The organism is Peptococcaceae bacterium (assembly GCA_024655825.1).
In the GTDB taxonomy this organism is placed as follows: domain Bacteria; phylum Bacillota; class Peptococcia; order DRI-13; family PHAD01; genus JANLFJ01.
On record JANLFJ010000019.1, the window covers coordinates 1 to 14,028 of the forward strand.

The 14,028-nt window shown below is 49.5% G+C and carries 17 protein-coding genes; all 17 read left to right on the forward strand.

The genetic code is table 11. The annotated features are described in order from the left end of the window. The first annotated feature begins 537 nt into the window (after window positions 1-537). The 17 genes from NUV48_08655 to spoIIIAA all read left to right on the forward strand — a co-directional run bounded on the left by NUV48_08655 (window position 538) and on the right by spoIIIAA (window position 14,028). The gene (locus NUV48_08655) at window positions 538-1,665 is read left to right on the forward strand and encodes a tyrosine-type recombinase/integrase (GenBank protein ID MCR4442204.1); all 1,128 of its coding nucleotides are present in this window, start codon (window positions 538-540) and stop codon (window positions 1,663-1,665) included. Next, window positions 1,662-2,387 carry a hypothetical protein gene (locus tag NUV48_08660; protein MCR4442205.1) on the forward strand — a complete coding sequence of 242 codons (726 nt, stop codon included), beginning with the start codon at window positions 1,662-1,664 and terminating at the stop codon, window positions 2,385-2,387. The genes NUV48_08655 and NUV48_08660 overlap by 4 nt, the downstream gene beginning before the upstream one ends. 134 nt (window positions 2,388-2,521) lie before the next feature. Beyond that, window positions 2,522-2,710, forward strand: coding sequence for a hypothetical protein (locus NUV48_08665; GenBank protein MCR4442206.1), 189 nt, complete (start codon window positions 2,522-2,524; stop codon window positions 2,708-2,710). A gap of 65 nt (window positions 2,711-2,775) precedes the next feature. Then, window positions 2,776-3,291 (forward strand): YqeG family HAD IIIA-type phosphatase, encoded by a 516-nt coding sequence (locus tag NUV48_08670; protein MCR4442207.1) that lies wholly within the window; start codon window positions 2,776-2,778, stop codon window positions 3,289-3,291. Between the two features lie 133 nt (window positions 3,292-3,424). Further along, on the forward strand, window positions 3,425-3,871 hold the full coding sequence (locus NUV48_08675) for a MerR family transcriptional regulator (protein ID MCR4442208.1): 447 nt from the start codon (window positions 3,425-3,427) through the stop codon (window positions 3,869-3,871). Between the two features lie 46 nt (window positions 3,872-3,917). Then, window positions 3,918-4,457, forward strand: a complete 540-nt coding sequence (locus NUV48_08680) for a shikimate kinase (protein MCR4442209.1) — start codon at window positions 3,918-3,920, stop codon at window positions 4,455-4,457. A 160-nt stretch (window positions 4,458-4,617) separates the two neighbouring features. Next, window positions 4,618-5,688, forward strand: a complete 1,071-nt coding sequence (locus NUV48_08685) for a type IV pilus twitching motility protein PilT (protein ID MCR4442210.1) — start codon at window positions 4,618-4,620, stop codon at window positions 5,686-5,688. A 19-nt stretch (window positions 5,689-5,707) separates the two neighbouring features. Further along, window positions 5,708-6,199 carry an A24 family peptidase gene (locus tag NUV48_08690; protein MCR4442211.1) on the forward strand — a complete coding sequence of 164 codons (492 nt, stop codon included), beginning with the start codon at window positions 5,708-5,710 and terminating at the stop codon, window positions 6,197-6,199. Between the two features lie 73 nt (window positions 6,200-6,272). After that, window positions 6,273-6,533: a late competence development ComFB family protein gene (locus NUV48_08695; protein ID MCR4442212.1), complete on the forward strand. Its 261-nt coding sequence runs from the start codon at window positions 6,273-6,275 to the stop codon at window positions 6,531-6,533. Window positions 6,534-6,596: 63 nt separating this feature from the next. Next, entirely contained in the window at window positions 6,597-8,012 is a 1,416-nt protein-coding gene (locus tag NUV48_08700) for a TldD/PmbA family protein (GenBank protein ID MCR4442213.1), read from the forward strand. A 19-nt stretch (window positions 8,013-8,031) separates the two neighbouring features. Further along, window positions 8,032-8,721: an endonuclease III domain-containing protein gene (locus tag NUV48_08705; protein ID MCR4442214.1), complete on the forward strand. Its 690-nt coding sequence runs from the start codon at window positions 8,032-8,034 to the stop codon at window positions 8,719-8,721. Then, window positions 8,718-10,061 (forward strand): TldD/PmbA family protein, encoded by a 1,344-nt coding sequence (locus NUV48_08710; protein MCR4442215.1) that lies wholly within the window; start codon window positions 8,718-8,720, stop codon window positions 10,059-10,061. The genes NUV48_08705 and NUV48_08710 overlap by 4 nt, the downstream gene beginning before the upstream one ends. Before the next feature lie 90 nt (window positions 10,062-10,151). Continuing rightward, complete coding sequence (aroQ, locus tag NUV48_08715; GenBank protein MCR4442216.1) at window positions 10,152-10,604, forward strand: type II 3-dehydroquinate dehydratase; 453 nt, start codon at window positions 10,152-10,154, stop codon at window positions 10,602-10,604. Then, a complete protein-coding gene (locus NUV48_08720) occupies window positions 10,601-11,680 on the forward strand; it encodes a Xaa-Pro peptidase family protein (GenBank protein MCR4442217.1) in 1,080 nt (359 codons plus the stop codon). The genes aroQ and NUV48_08720 overlap by 4 nt, the downstream gene beginning before the upstream one ends. 45 nt (window positions 11,681-11,725) lie before the next feature. Next, window positions 11,726-12,283: an elongation factor P gene (efp, locus tag NUV48_08725; protein ID MCR4442218.1), complete on the forward strand. Its 558-nt coding sequence runs from the start codon at window positions 11,726-11,728 to the stop codon at window positions 12,281-12,283. 79 nt (window positions 12,284-12,362) lie between these two features. Further along, on the forward strand, window positions 12,363-12,806 hold the full coding sequence (locus NUV48_08730; protein MCR4442219.1) for a zinc-ribbon domain-containing protein: 444 nt from the start codon (window positions 12,363-12,365) through the stop codon (window positions 12,804-12,806). A gap of 154 nt (window positions 12,807-12,960) precedes the next feature. After that, window positions 12,961-14,028 (forward strand): stage III sporulation protein AA, encoded by a 1,068-nt coding sequence (gene spoIIIAA / locus NUV48_08735; protein ID MCR4442220.1) that lies wholly within the window; start codon window positions 12,961-12,963, stop codon window positions 14,026-14,028.

Sequence of the window (14,028 nt, forward strand, 5' to 3'; positions counted from 1 at the left end):
GAAGTTGTGGTATAATAGCCATGCAGGTAAGCCTCCTTGGTTTAATGTGTGGATTAGTCACTACTACATTTTACCATGAAAAAGCTTACCTGTATTTTTATTTGGGGTGGATTTTCTGTTAATTAATGATTGCCGCCCCGCAAATCCACATTCTTCGTTCTTTTATGGGGTAAATTTCTTTTTTGTGTTCCTTCCATCGCTTGGGCCGCCGGGCTTGCCGGGCATCGCAAAAATCTCTATTTAGTATAGATTCGTGTCGGATAAAGTATAATATTGTCGAATAATATCGAAATAATTTGTAAATATATTAAAGGTAAAATCAATTGAAAATTGAATATAAAATGTGTTATTGGAAAAAGATTTGATATCTCGTGATAGGAAAACATAGTAGTCCAAGTAGTCGATGCAGAAGTTTTTTACATGGACTACACTCCTATCTCGTGGTGGGTAGTTATAGTAGTTGAAGTAGCCGAAGTTGACCGCTGGAAGTGAAAAAGATACATTGTTCATGCAGAAAATATGAAAGGAGCATGGACAATGGAAGTAGTTCGAGTAAGGACTGAAGAGAACCATATCCGTTATTATCTGGCAGATGATAACGGACTTCCGGTAGAACCGGTACTGAGGTTTCTGAAGTTCAAAGACAATACCGGGTATGCAAGAAATTCACTGCGTATATACTGCCAGCACCTAAAGCAATATTTTACATACCTGGGCGAGAGAAAGAAGGGGTTTACCGATGCCACTATTGATGACCTGGCAGGATTTATAGCATGGTTGCAGAACCCATATATCCACCAGAAAGTGGTGCCACTCCTGCACAAGCCTGCCAGGAAGCCGCGCACAATAAACAGCACAGTTGATACAATAATGGCTTTTTATGATTACCTGACAAGGCATGGGGAGTATGAAGGGAAGTTACCAGAAGCACTGATGAAATTCATCAGGAACCCGGGTAGGAATTACAGGGGCTTCCTCTATGGTATAGCAGAGACAAAAGCAATAAAGAGCCATGTACTGAAACTCCGGATACCACATATGGGTCTTAGGACGATCAAGCGGGAGGATGCGGCGGAATTGCTGAGAGCCTGCGGGAACCTAAGGGATTATTTCCTGCTTTACCTATTATTTGAGACAGGCATGCGAATTGGCGAAGCACTATCGCTGTGGCTTGAGGACTTTGACTCTTCCGGCAACGCTATCTTCCTTAAGGATAGAGGCGAACTGGAAAACCAGGCCGAGATAAAGACAGTGTCAAGCCCGAGGCGGCTTGATGCCACGCAGGAACTGATGGATATATTCACAGAGTATGTCTGCACGTTCCATACCGAAGAGGTGCAGACAAACCACATATTCATAAAGCTCCGTGGAGGTGATGCTGGGAAGGCAATGGATTATACGGACGTTGACAACCTTTTCCGTACGTTAAGGAAGAAAACCGGTATTGCCGTAACACCGCATATGTTCCGCCACACCTCGCTCAGCCTGCTTCATTCTGCAGGGTGGGAGCCTGAACTTCTCCGCGTGAGGGCTGGGCATAAAAACATTTATACGACAATCAACACATACGTGCACCCTTCGGATGAGGAAGTGGCAGAAGCCTTCCGTGCCGTGGCACCGGCGCTTAAGCCACCGGAAGCAGACGGGGAGGTGCAAGGGAGGTGAATTCATGCAAAGTTGCCCCGTCATTTGAAGCCGGGGACAAATATGCACAGATACTACTCTACCTGGAAGAGGATGAAGGCTATTGGTTGGATAATGACACATGGGATGTACGAGATAGTGTGTTTGCAACATACGGGCTTACTATCAGCATCCGCAATGCTACCAAACAGATTCATTTCTCGACATTTAAGGAGGGACGGCTGAAAAATGAGGCAAAATTCTATCTTGCATATTCATTGAAAAATCGGCTTCTCTCACCGCTTAGCGTGTTCAACATGTTCAAAGCTCCGTTGGATTACCTCGCCTCTTTCATGAACGCTCATGGTAAGGGAATAAGTTTTAACGGGGTGGAAATTGGTGATATGCAGTTGGTCCGGTTTCTGAAAAACATGGGGATATGTTCGGAGAAATCAGACAGTGTGGCATATAGAAACCACTTCAGGTTCAGGAGCGGGTTGCTTAGATTCATTACGGCTTACTATGATGAACGTGAGGAAACGGAAAAGGATGTGTGGATTGCCGTGAACATTCCGGGGGCAAGGTTATCCGCAGCCGAAAAGAGCGGCACAAAAAGGAGCCTTAGCTTCTATGACGTACCCGGACACTATCGGAAGATGACAAAGCGTTTTTTAAGGAGCCTGGTGACAAGGCGGAGTTGGTCATACAGCAAAAGACAGACGTATAGCCAAACTCGAAGAAGAAAACCGAAAACTCAGAATTGAGAATGAACGTTTGCGAGGGCGGCTTTATGATATGAAATAACTTACATCGACTACATGTAGCTGATGTAAAAAACACCGTGGTTACAGGGCTTTCAAGCCCTGACCACGAGATATCTACGGGAGGAAGATAAATTATGATCAAAAAGATTTGCCCTCATTGTGGGAAGGATTCTTATTCATCCCATAACAATCCCGATTGGCAGTGTCCATACTGCGGAAAATACATCAAAAGAACATTCGGGGAGGGACCCTCAAAGAGAAAAAAAAATCATGATTCTTACATGAACTTTATTCCGCTGGTAAAGGATAAAACAAGAAAGTGAAGTAATAAGTTCTAGAACCTTTATGATAAAATAATATTGACACAACTCACTGGTCATAGGGAGGGTTGATCATTTTCCGGAAAAGCCGATATCTAAAACCAAGACGCCAGCTCAAGTCATTAAAAGAAATCAACCTTGCCTGTTTATGGAAACAGGGGAAAAGAGGACTGGTCCTTGACCTGGATAACACGATCAGTCCCTGGAGGGAGAATGAAGTAACTCCGGAAGCTGATTCACTGATCAGGGAGGCTCTCAGATTGAAGTATAAAGTTTGTTTGCTGAGCAATGCCTCCTCCAAGCGTGTGGAAAGCATCGCTAGGCGATACAATATACCCTTTGTCGCCCCGGCCTTAAAACCTCTGAAAAAGCCTTACCGGAAAGCTATGGCCTTGATGAAGCTGCAAAGCGAGCAGGTTATAGCGGTGGGGGACCAGCTTTTTACGGATGTATTGGGTGGTAACCGGTCAGGCTGCTATACCGTTCTTGTCCCGCCACTGAATAAAAGGGAGTTTCTTTGGACTCGTTTGATGAGAGCCGTGGAAAGCCTGGTAATAGAAAACGGCTCGCAAAATGTTGATTAACGCGGTAGTATGTCTTGTTTTATCCGCTTTTTTCTAAAAAAAACAATAGGCAATAAAAGGAAAAAGGGCAATCCCGGTGAATGTATATTATTGGTATTTATTACCATAGCTTTTCACACGGGAGGTTGTCAAAGTGAAAAGAAAGCTTACGGTGAAAGAAGTTGCCCAGATCCTTCAAGTAGAGGAGAGCACCATCCGCTTTTGGGAGAGAGAGTTTGGAGAATACTTGCAGGTTAAGGCGCAAAAAGGTCAAAGAAACAGGTATACTCCGGAGAACCTGGAAATGCTGGGTAAAATTCGCGAATTGCTCCATACTGAAATGTATACCATTAAGGGAGCCAGAAGAAGGCTGGAACTGGACAGGGCTGTCGGCGACTCCCTTGGAGTTGAACATAATTTTAAGACCACTGTTCTATTCATGTTTTCCAATATAATGGATGAACTGCAGAGGGCCCGTGGTGAGGCCCAAGCCCTGTCCTGTGAATTGCAGGAATTGAAAAAAACGAAAAACAGGATCGAGACACAACTTGAGGAAATTCGCGGTAAAAAGCTGTTTGGTTTATTTAGAATAAAAGGTTGAAAAAAAGCTGGAACAATCAAACCAATTAAATGGGGCAGGTGGCCGTATGAAACCTAATATAGTTTTAATAGGCTTTATGGGAACAGGCAAAACTGCGGTGGGGAAAAGACTGGCGGCGCTTTTAAATAAAACCTTTTATGATACCGATCAGGAAATTGAAGAGGTTTCCGGGATGACAGTAAGCCAGCTGTTTAATAAGTACGGCGAGGTCCGGTTTCGCTCCGAAGAGAACCTTGCAGTGGCCAGGCTGGCCCAGCATGAGGATGTGGTGATTGCCACCGGAGGGGGTGTGGTGCTTGATAAAAGGAATATGGAGCTGCTTGCTGAAAAAGGGATTATCATTTGTTTGACCGCTTCTCCCGAAGTAATCTACGAAAGGGTTAGGCGCCGTAACAACAGGCCTCTTTTGAGAAAGGGCGACATGTACCAGACCATTAAGGAATTGCTGGCCCAAAGAGAGGATTTTTACAGGTGCGCCGATTTTTACATTGATACTTCCGACATGGACTTGCAGGATATTATCGACAGGATTATAGCCTTCCTTAACGAGTACCGCAGGCAGGAGCAGGAAAAAGAGAACGCCTGATTCTCACAAGGTATTACTGCTTCCTTGAATTTGAATAATGAAAAAGTCATCAAGAGATTGAGAGCCTTGGGCAAGGCTCTTTTTGTGTGTAAAAGGATTTTGCAGATTGGATGTCGAAAAAAGAAAACTGGAATGGACTGTGGACGGAGGTCAGAGTTGCATGGATGTTGTTTCACTATTAAAAAAAGCGCTGGCGATGGACGCTTCTGATATTCACTTGACGGTTGGAACTTCACCGGTATTGAGGATAAACGGGGTTCTGGTAAAATTGGAAGCGGGTGAAGAAATGGGTTACCCTTTGACCCAATCAGACACAATGCAGGCGGTCAGGGCCTTGATGACTGATGAGCAGTTCGAAACCTGGAAGCAAAAAGGGGAGCTGGATTTTTCCTATTCACTTCCGGGGGTAGGAAGGTTTAGGGTAAGTTCGTACCGGCAAAGGGGCTGCGCAACCCTGGCCATCAGATTGATGCCTTATATAGTACCTTCTCTTGAGTCGCTGGGACTACCTCCTGCTGTCGCTGGTATGGCGGATAAAAAGCAAGGGCTTGTGCTGGTTACGGGCCCTGCGGGCAGCGGCAAATCCACAACCCTGGCTGCGCTTATTGACAAGATCAACAGGGAACGGGCCTGCCACATCATAACCATAGAAGATCCGATCGAATACCTTCACCAGCACAAAAAAAGCATAGTGGAACAGCGGGAAATCGGGAGTGATACCCATTCAATGACCGCCGCTTTGCAGGCGTCGCTTCGCCAGGATCCTGACGTGATCGTGGTGGGAGATATGCGGGCTTTAGAGACTATATCCACTTCGATAACGGCTGCGGATACGGGTCACCTCGTTTTTGCCACAATGCACACCAACAGTGCGGCCAAGACGGTTGAGCATATTATTGAAGTATTTCCAGCAGGCCAGCAGGAACAAATAAAAGTCCAGCTTGCCGCTACTCTCCAGGGGGTGATCACCCAGCAGCTCTTACCCTGCAGAGCCGGCAGCGGGCGGGTGCTGGCGGCTGAAGTTCTCATAGCCACACCTGCGGTTCGCAGCCTGATCCGCGAAGGGAAAACCCACCAGCTCTCCAATGCGATGCAAACAGGCGGGCGGTGGGGGATGGCAACTATGGACATGTCCTTGAAAGAGCTTGTAAGGACGGGCCAGGTCAGCCTGGAAACAGCCCTGCAGTACTGTGCGGATAGGGAAAGCTTTACTCGCGGGCTCAGCTCATAAGATGAGGAACGGTTTTTATATGGCCAATGCTGCTGGGTGGCTGGTAGTCATCTTTTTGCTGGGGCCGACAGTCCGCGGGGTGGCCGGAGCAGTAATGTATTCGCTTTTTTTGTTGATAGCCCGCGTTGATCTTGAGTCCCGCCTTATCCCCAATATGCTTGTAGCGGCTGTCCTGCTGGCAGGGGTCATGTACCATTTTCTTACCAGGGACCTCAGTATTACCAGCCGGCTGGCGGGAATGGGAGCGGGGTTCCTTGCGCTTTTTTCAGTATGTCTTTTAAGCCGCGGGGGCGTGGGCGGCGGTGATGTTAAACTGCTGTCGGCTATAGGGTTTTGGCTTGGCTGTCCGGGCGTCCTTTACGCCCTCTTTATCGCCGCAGTGGGGGGAAGCCTGGCCGGCCTTATCCTGATGGCCGCAGGGAAGAAAAAGAAAGCGGACACCATTGCCTTTGGACCATTTTTGGCCCTGGGTTTTATCATTGTTTTCCTGACCGGAACGTATACTGGTTGAAGACAGGCAGTGCTTGTGGAATGATGAAAAGCGAGTTGAGAATCAAAGAAAAGGGGGAACTTCTTTGGAACTGGTGAATTATACATTGATTTGGGTGTGGGATGTGTTAGACGAAATGCTGGCACAGAGACCCGAGATCTGCCGGTGTGAGAAATGTCGTTATGACATGGCCTGTCTGGCTCTCAACCGTCTTAAACCTCATTACGCCGTCAGCAAGCATGGTTCGGTATATACCAGAACTAAGATGCTTTCCCAGCAGCACCAAGCTACAGTGCTTACGGAAGTTATCAGGGCGATAGAACAGGTGAGCAAAAACCCTCACCATCTTGAATGATCCCGTAAAGATGATGCAATACTATGGGCAGTATTTAATTAGACTAAGTACCGGAGGCAAAATATGGATAAAAAAGTAATACTGGAAGTGTTAAAAAAAGCTCTCCGTCATGGGGCCGATTTTGCCGAACTGTTTTGGGAGCATAAAGAAACTTCCACTATCGGCTGCGAGGAAAACCGTATCGAGCGGATTAATTCGGGGATAGATGAAGGCGCTGGCATACGTGTCATTTGCGGAGACAGCACTTCGTACGCGTACACTAATGAGCTGAGCCTGGACAGGCTGCTTGTAGCGGCGGAGATCGCCGGGAAGGTAGCCTGGAATAAGGAGAAAAGGGAAAGAGAAATAAAGTTTTTTACCCCAAAGACCAAGGCCGGTTTCGACATCGAGGTTCCTCCCGGTGAAGTAAAAATGGAAACCAAGGCCGGCAGGGTCTTGGAAGCCAGCGAGGCCGCGCGGCGCATTGATCCCAGGATCCGCCAGGTGTCGGTAGGATACAGCGATGTCCGGCAGCAGGTGATTGTAGCCAATTCGGAAGGTGTATATGTTGAGGACCTCCGCACGAGGACCCGGCTTTCCGTAAATGCCGTTGCCACCGGGGAAGGAATTGTCCAGACAGGGTATTTTACGGCCGGCGGTACGACCGGCTTTGAAATGTTCAAGGAAAATGACCCGGCTGAAATCGGAGAAAAGGCAGCCCGGAGGGCTGTTCTCATGCTGTCTGCCGGTCCTGCTCCGGCAGGCAAGATGCCCGTGGTTATTTCGGGGCAAGCGGGCGGGACGATGATTCATGAGGCTTGCGGGCACGGGCTGGAAGCAGATCTTGTACAAAAAGGCCTTTCCGTTTATGCTGGAAAAAAGGGAAAACAGGTGGCTTCGCTGCTGGTAACAGTTGTTGACGATGGGCTTCTTGCGGGGAAATACGGCTCCATTCGTTATGATGATGAAGGATGCCCGGCTCAAAAGACAGTGCTGATAAGAAACGGGGTTCTGGAGGAGTTTATGTATGATTACCAGACCGCCCGCAGGGAAGGGCGCGAGTCCACCGGAAACGGGCGGCGCGAGTCATATCACAACCGCCCGCTTCCCCGCATGCGCAATACATACATCGCCCCGGGGAAAACTGATCCCGAAAGGATTATCAAAGAAACCAAGGAAGGGTTGCTGGTCACGGCCATGGGCGGCGGCCAGGTTAACACCACAAACGGTGACTACGTCTTTGACGTTGCCGAGGCTTACTTGATCCGGGACGGAGAAGTCGCCTGCCCGGTAAGAGGGGCAACTCTTACCGGAAACGGACCTGAAACTTTGCAGCTTGTGGAGATGGTAGGAAAGGACTGGGGTTTTTCTATAGGGGTATGCGGAAAAGACGGGCAAGGGGTACCTGTTTCTGATGCCCAGCCCACCCTGGCTGTGAAGGAATTGATTGTGGGCGGGAGAGGGAACGGCCGTCCAAACGGCCGAATCAGGAGATTGTAAGGGATACGGGAGAGAGATAATGAGCTGCGAACAAACGGAATTAACGGGAAAGTTAATGGATATATACAACCGCCTGTTTGAAAAATTCGGACCGCGCCGCTGGTGGCCGGCTGATAATAACCTGGAAATGGTCCTCGGGGCGATTTTGGTCCAGAACGTTTCATGGAAGAATACCGCGGCCGCCCTGCAAAACCTTCGGGAAAAAGGATTAATTGATTTAAAAAAGCTGCTTCAGGTTCCTGTCGAAGAACTGGAAGAATTGATCAGGCCTACCCGTTACTACAGAACGAAAGCTAAAAAAGTAAAGGCTTTTGCCTGCCTGGTGGGTGAAAAATATGAGGGGGACCTGGAAAGGCTGCTTGGTCTTCCTTTAACCAGCCTCCGCGAGGAACTCATAAAGGTTTACGGGATTGGGGAAGAGACAGCGGATTCAATCGTTCTTTACGGCAGCAGGCAGCCGATTTTCGTGGTGGATGCCTATACCCGGCGCATTTTCCATCGCCTGGGCTTCTTCAGCGAAAATATCGGGTATGGGGAGATGCAAACTTTTTTTATGCGCCACCTCAAAGCTGATGTCCAGCTGTACAATGAATATCATGCCCTGCTGGACTGCCTCGGCAGCCGCCTCTGCAGGGCAAAAAATCCCGGCTGCGGGGAATGCCCGCTGGACGATCTTTGTAAGTACGAAGAAAAAGGTGAAGGAAAATGAAAGACCAGTTGCAGGTAGCAGCGGAAAAGGTTCTGGAAAGGGCCTGCCGGCAAGCGAATACCGAAGCCGAGGTTTTTTTGCTTGATTCGGAAGAACTGACGGTTGAAGTTGCTGAAAAAAAGGTGGAGAATATGAAGCTTGCCCGGGAACGCGGCCTTGGTGTGAGGGTGATTTCCGGCGGGAAGTTGGGTTTTGCCCATTCTTCGGACCTTTCACCCGCAGCCCTGGAAAGCGTAGTGGAAAAAGCCCTGCATAATGCGAGGGTAACACACCCGGATGAAAGCTGGGTTCTTCCCCGCCCGCAAATCTCATATCCCGGCCTTGACATCTTTGATGAGGCAACTTTCCAGATGCCGGTGGAAAGTAAAATTGAACTGGCTCAAAATATTGAAGCGGCAGCCCGCAGCTATGACCGGCGGGTGGTGATTACGGAAAAGGCTGTATATCACGAGGCGAAATACCGCGTGATCATACTTAACAGCCGCGGCCTAGCCGGGAGTTACCGCGGATCGTACTGCGGCGGTTACGCCATGGTGGTGGCGAGTGAAAACCAGGATAGCCAGACCGGCTTTGGCCTGCAGTACAGTTTGAAATACCATGAACTCGATCCCCTGGAAATAGGCAGGGAGGCCGGTGAAAAAGCCGTTCGCCTGCTGGGTGCGAAAACGATTCCCTCGGGCAGAATACCGGTCGTACTAGACCCGTACACAGCGAGCAGTTTCCTTGGCGTTTTGCAGGCAGCTTTTTCCGCGGAGGCGGTTTTGAAGGGCAAGTCGTTTTTACAGGGACTGGAGGGCAGGATGGTGGCCAGTCCCCTGGTTACGATTGTTGACGATGGAACAATGGCCGGAAGATTGGGTTCGGCGCCGTTTGACGGGGAAGGCGTTCCGACCGCGAGAACTGTTTTGGTTAGGGAGGGTGAACTCTCAGGTTTCCTGCACAACAGTTACACCGCGAAAAGATTTGGAGTTGAACCAACGGGGAACAGCACGCGCGTTTCTTATAAAAACACGCCTGAGGTTGGAATAACCAATTTTTATTTGAAAGAAGGGAACCTTTCCGCTGAAGAACTGGTTAAAGACCTGAGCAGGGGTTTATATGTCACCGACATCCTGGGCATGCATACGGCCAATCCGGTTTCCGGCGATTTTTCCCTGGGGGCGGCAGGCTTTCTAATCGAAGGCGGCGAATGCACCGTGCCGGTCAAAGGTGTGGCCATTGCCGGCAATCTCAAAGAAATGCTCCTGGATATAGACGGGGTGGCCAACGATATAAGGTTTTTTATCGGCAAGGGGGCTCCCAGCGTTCGCCTCAGGAGTTTGAACGTAAGCGGCACTTAAAAATGTCTAGGAAACGGCGGCACTTTATGGTAAAATTCAGGAAGAAATTTGCCTTAATAACCAAGTAAAACGAACTGGCGGGTGACGCAGATGAAGACGGTGTTTGTCATCCAGGGGCCCAATCTCAATTTACTGGGCGCCAGGGAAGAAAATTATTACGGCCGCGTTTCCCTGGACGAACTGCACAAGGACCTGGCAAAGACGGGCGGGGAATTAGGTCTTCAGGTTGATTTTTTTCAATCCAACCACGAAGGCGAACTCGTGGAAATAATTCAAAAAGCTAAGAACAGGGCGGATTACCTCATCATAAATGCCGGGGCCTACACCCATACAAGCATAGCCATACGCGACGCGCTGCTTGCGGTTGGGATACCTGCCCTTGAAGTGCATATAAGCAATATTTATAAACGGGAGAGCTTCCGTCATAAATCTTTCCTGGCTGACGTGGTCCAGGGCCAGATTTGCGGGCTTGGCATTCTGGGTTACCATTTAGCCGTGAGAGCGGCTGCCCATTATCTGAAACAGGGAGGAGGGACTGCTTGAACTCGACCTTTTCCCGCTTGAAAACCAATTACCTCCAGGAAGAACTTGACGCCCTCATCATAACAAAACCGAGCAACCGCCGTTATTTGAGCGGGTTTACCGGAAGCAGCGGGTATCTTCTGTTGACGGAACGGGAGGATATTCTTGTAACGGATTTTCGTTACGCGGAACAGGCCGCCGCGCAGGCGCAAAAATTCAGAGTGGTCCGGCAGGGTCTCGAGCACATGCAGACTTTACGGGAGCTTATCGATTGTTACGGGCTTAAAAAGGTAGGAATTGAAAAAGAGGTTACGACCCTAAGTTCTTTTGAAGAATACCAAAAGAGCATTCCCGGTGCAGTGTTCGTTCCAGTCAGCGATCCTGTCGCCGCCTGGCGCAGGATAAAGTCGGCCGAGGAGATTGGACTTATTAGAAAGGCGATAGAGATAGCCGACAGGACTTTTTTGCACCTGAAAGGCTTTGTCACCGCGGGCCAGACGGAAAAAGAGGTGGCCTTAGAAATCGAGTTTTTTATGCGCCGGCTGGGTTCCGAAAGGAACGCCTTCGAAATCATCGTCGCCTCCGGCGGTCGCTCTTCACTGCCGCATGGAACGGCAACGGACAAGGTTATTGCACGCGGTGAACTTGTGACGGTGGATTTCGGCGCGGTATACAGCGGGTATCGTTCCGATATTACGAGGACCCTGGTGATGGGACCGCCGGATGAACGCCAGAAAAGCATATACGAACTGGTTCTCAGGGCCCAAAAAGCAGCCGTTGAAAGCATTAAACCGGGGCTGAAGTCTTCTGAGGTGGATATGGTGGCTCGCAGCATCATTTCAGAAGCCGGTTACGGCAGTAATTTCGGTCATGGTCTCGGTCACGGCCTGGGGCTGGACATTCATGAGGGGCCGAGGCTGTCCCCGCTAGATGAAACCATGCTGGAGCCGGGAATGGTTGTAACCGTGGAGCCCGGTTTGTACCTGCCGGGCTGGGGCGGTGTCCGGATTGAGGATGTTGTGGCCGTGACACCGCAGGGCTGCGAGGTTTTAACCAGGTCACCCAAAAATTTGGATGATATGATTATCGACAGTTAATAACAAGAACACTTTTTGTGATAACTACGGGATTGGAGGTTCAATATGATTTCGACTACGGATTTCAGAACGGGGCTTACTTTTGAGTTGGAAGGAGAGGTTGTTCAGCTCCTGGATTTCCAGCATGTTAAACCCGGAAAAGGTGCTGCTTTTGTTCGCTGCAAGTTGAGGAACGTAAAGAGCGGGGCCATTGTGGAAAGGACTTTTCGCCCCGGAGAAAAATTTCCCAAGGCGCACATTGAACGCAAGGAAATGCAATACCTTTACAAAGAGGGCGATCAGTGGGTGTTTATGGATACGGAGACTTACGAGCAGGTTTCGCTTCCCGAAGAATTACTGGAAGACGCTCCCAAGTATTTGAAAGAAAACATGACCACAGGTATTCTTTTCTACCAGGGCCAGGTAATAGGTGTGGATTTGCCTAAACAGGTTGAACTCAGGGTAACGGCCACTGAACCGGGAATCAAGGGCGATACCGCTTCCGGCGGCGGAAAACCCGCCACCCTTGAAACGGGACTTGTGGTTGTCGTGCCTTTCTTTGTTAATGAAGGCGACGTGCTGGTTATTGATACCCGCACCGGGAACTATGTGAGCCGGGCCTGAACGGCAAGACCGGCGATGTTTAGCTTGCCTGACAAAATGAGATACTATGGTAGTAATGTTGAATTGAGGAGGAAATAAAGTGAGCGATCTGAGGGAAAAGGCAGCCTACCTGCAGGGTTTGGCCGAAGGTCTCGACATTGACAAGGAGTCCAAAGAGGGGAAAATGCTTGCCGCCATTATGGAATTCCTTAACGAGGTTGTGGAAGAGATCGAAGAGGTGTCCGAGCAGCAGGATGAACTGAGCGATTATCTTGAGGCGATAGATGAAGACCTTGGTGAACTGGAAAGGGAAATATACGGGGAAGATGAATACCCCGATGAGGATGAGGAAAACGAGGATGAAGACGAGAATGAAGAGGATGAAGGGGACTACATCGAAGTCGAGTGTCCCAAGTGCCACGATGTGGTTAGATTTGACGCCGGTATCCTTGCCGATGAGGATGTGATCGAGGTGACATGTCCGAACTGCGATGAGGTTGTTTACGTCAACGACGAACAGGCGCTGATGAAAGAGGATGAATAATCCGGCTTGAGCATTTGCCTGCCGGTGGCGAAAGGCCTGACATGGGGTAACCCGTGTCAGGCCTTTTGTGTTCATAGCTTGCATAAAAGAAAGAGCGGGACAATATACATATTATTGCTCAGGAAAAGATAATTGTTGAGCAAAAAGGGGTCCTATGGCAAAAGTCATTATCAACAAAAGAGACAAAAGGGTCAGGGGAGGAGCATACAGCGGCCAGGCAACAGGCCCTTGCACAGTGGTCTCAGGCCGAAACAACACTGCTGGCTTCAGGCCTTTTCCCACATGGCTTCAGGCTATGACTCCCAATTTGCGTATTATGTTGAAGGAAGCATTAGGGGATTTACTCCCGGAAGTGGAGGAAATAAGACTGCGAATTGGCAGGCCTGTTCTTCTCCGGCTGGGCCAGAAGGAAGTGACGGTGGACAACGCCAATAGGCTGACCTCGCATCTTCAAAGGGGCGTTGCCGTCACACGCCAGGAACTGGAAAGGAATCTGGAAATCTTAAGCCAGAGCTCGCTTTATGCCTGGGAAGACGAGTTCAAAAACGGTTACCTGACCATACCCGGCGGGCATCGTATCGGGCTTGCCGGCCGGGGCGTGCTGGAGAAAGGGGAAATCAAAACCTTAAAAGACATTTCCGGTTTCAATTACCGCATCGGGAGGGAAATTCGCGGCTGTTCCGACGAGGTGATACCTTTTGTGGTCGGTAAAGACAAGGTTTATAGCACCATCATTGTTTCCCCTCCCAGGTGCGGTAAAACCACGCTTCTGCGGGATATGGTCAGGCAGTTGAGCGACGGTGTGGAAGAGCTGGGATTTGGCGGGGTAAACGTCGGCCTGGTGGATGAAAGGTCGGAAATCGCCGGGATGTACCTGGGAGAACCACAGTTTGACATTGGGCTGCGCACCGATGTTTTGGATGCTTGTCCCAAGGCCCAGGGGATGATCATGCTTATCAGGTCAATGTCTCCCGGGATTGTCGCCACAGATGAGATCGGGAAAAAGGAGGATGTTCAAGCGCTTTATGAATCGCTGCGAGCAGGGGTATCGGTGATAACCACGGTTCATGGGAGCAGCATGGAAGATGTGCTTGAAAGGCCTGTTTTGAAGGACCTGCTCTGCGGCGGCTTTTTTGAGCGCCTTGTCGTGTTGAGCAGGCGCAAGGGGGCCGGGACCCTGGAAAGCATCCATGACGGTAAAACCCTGGAAAGGATGAACTAA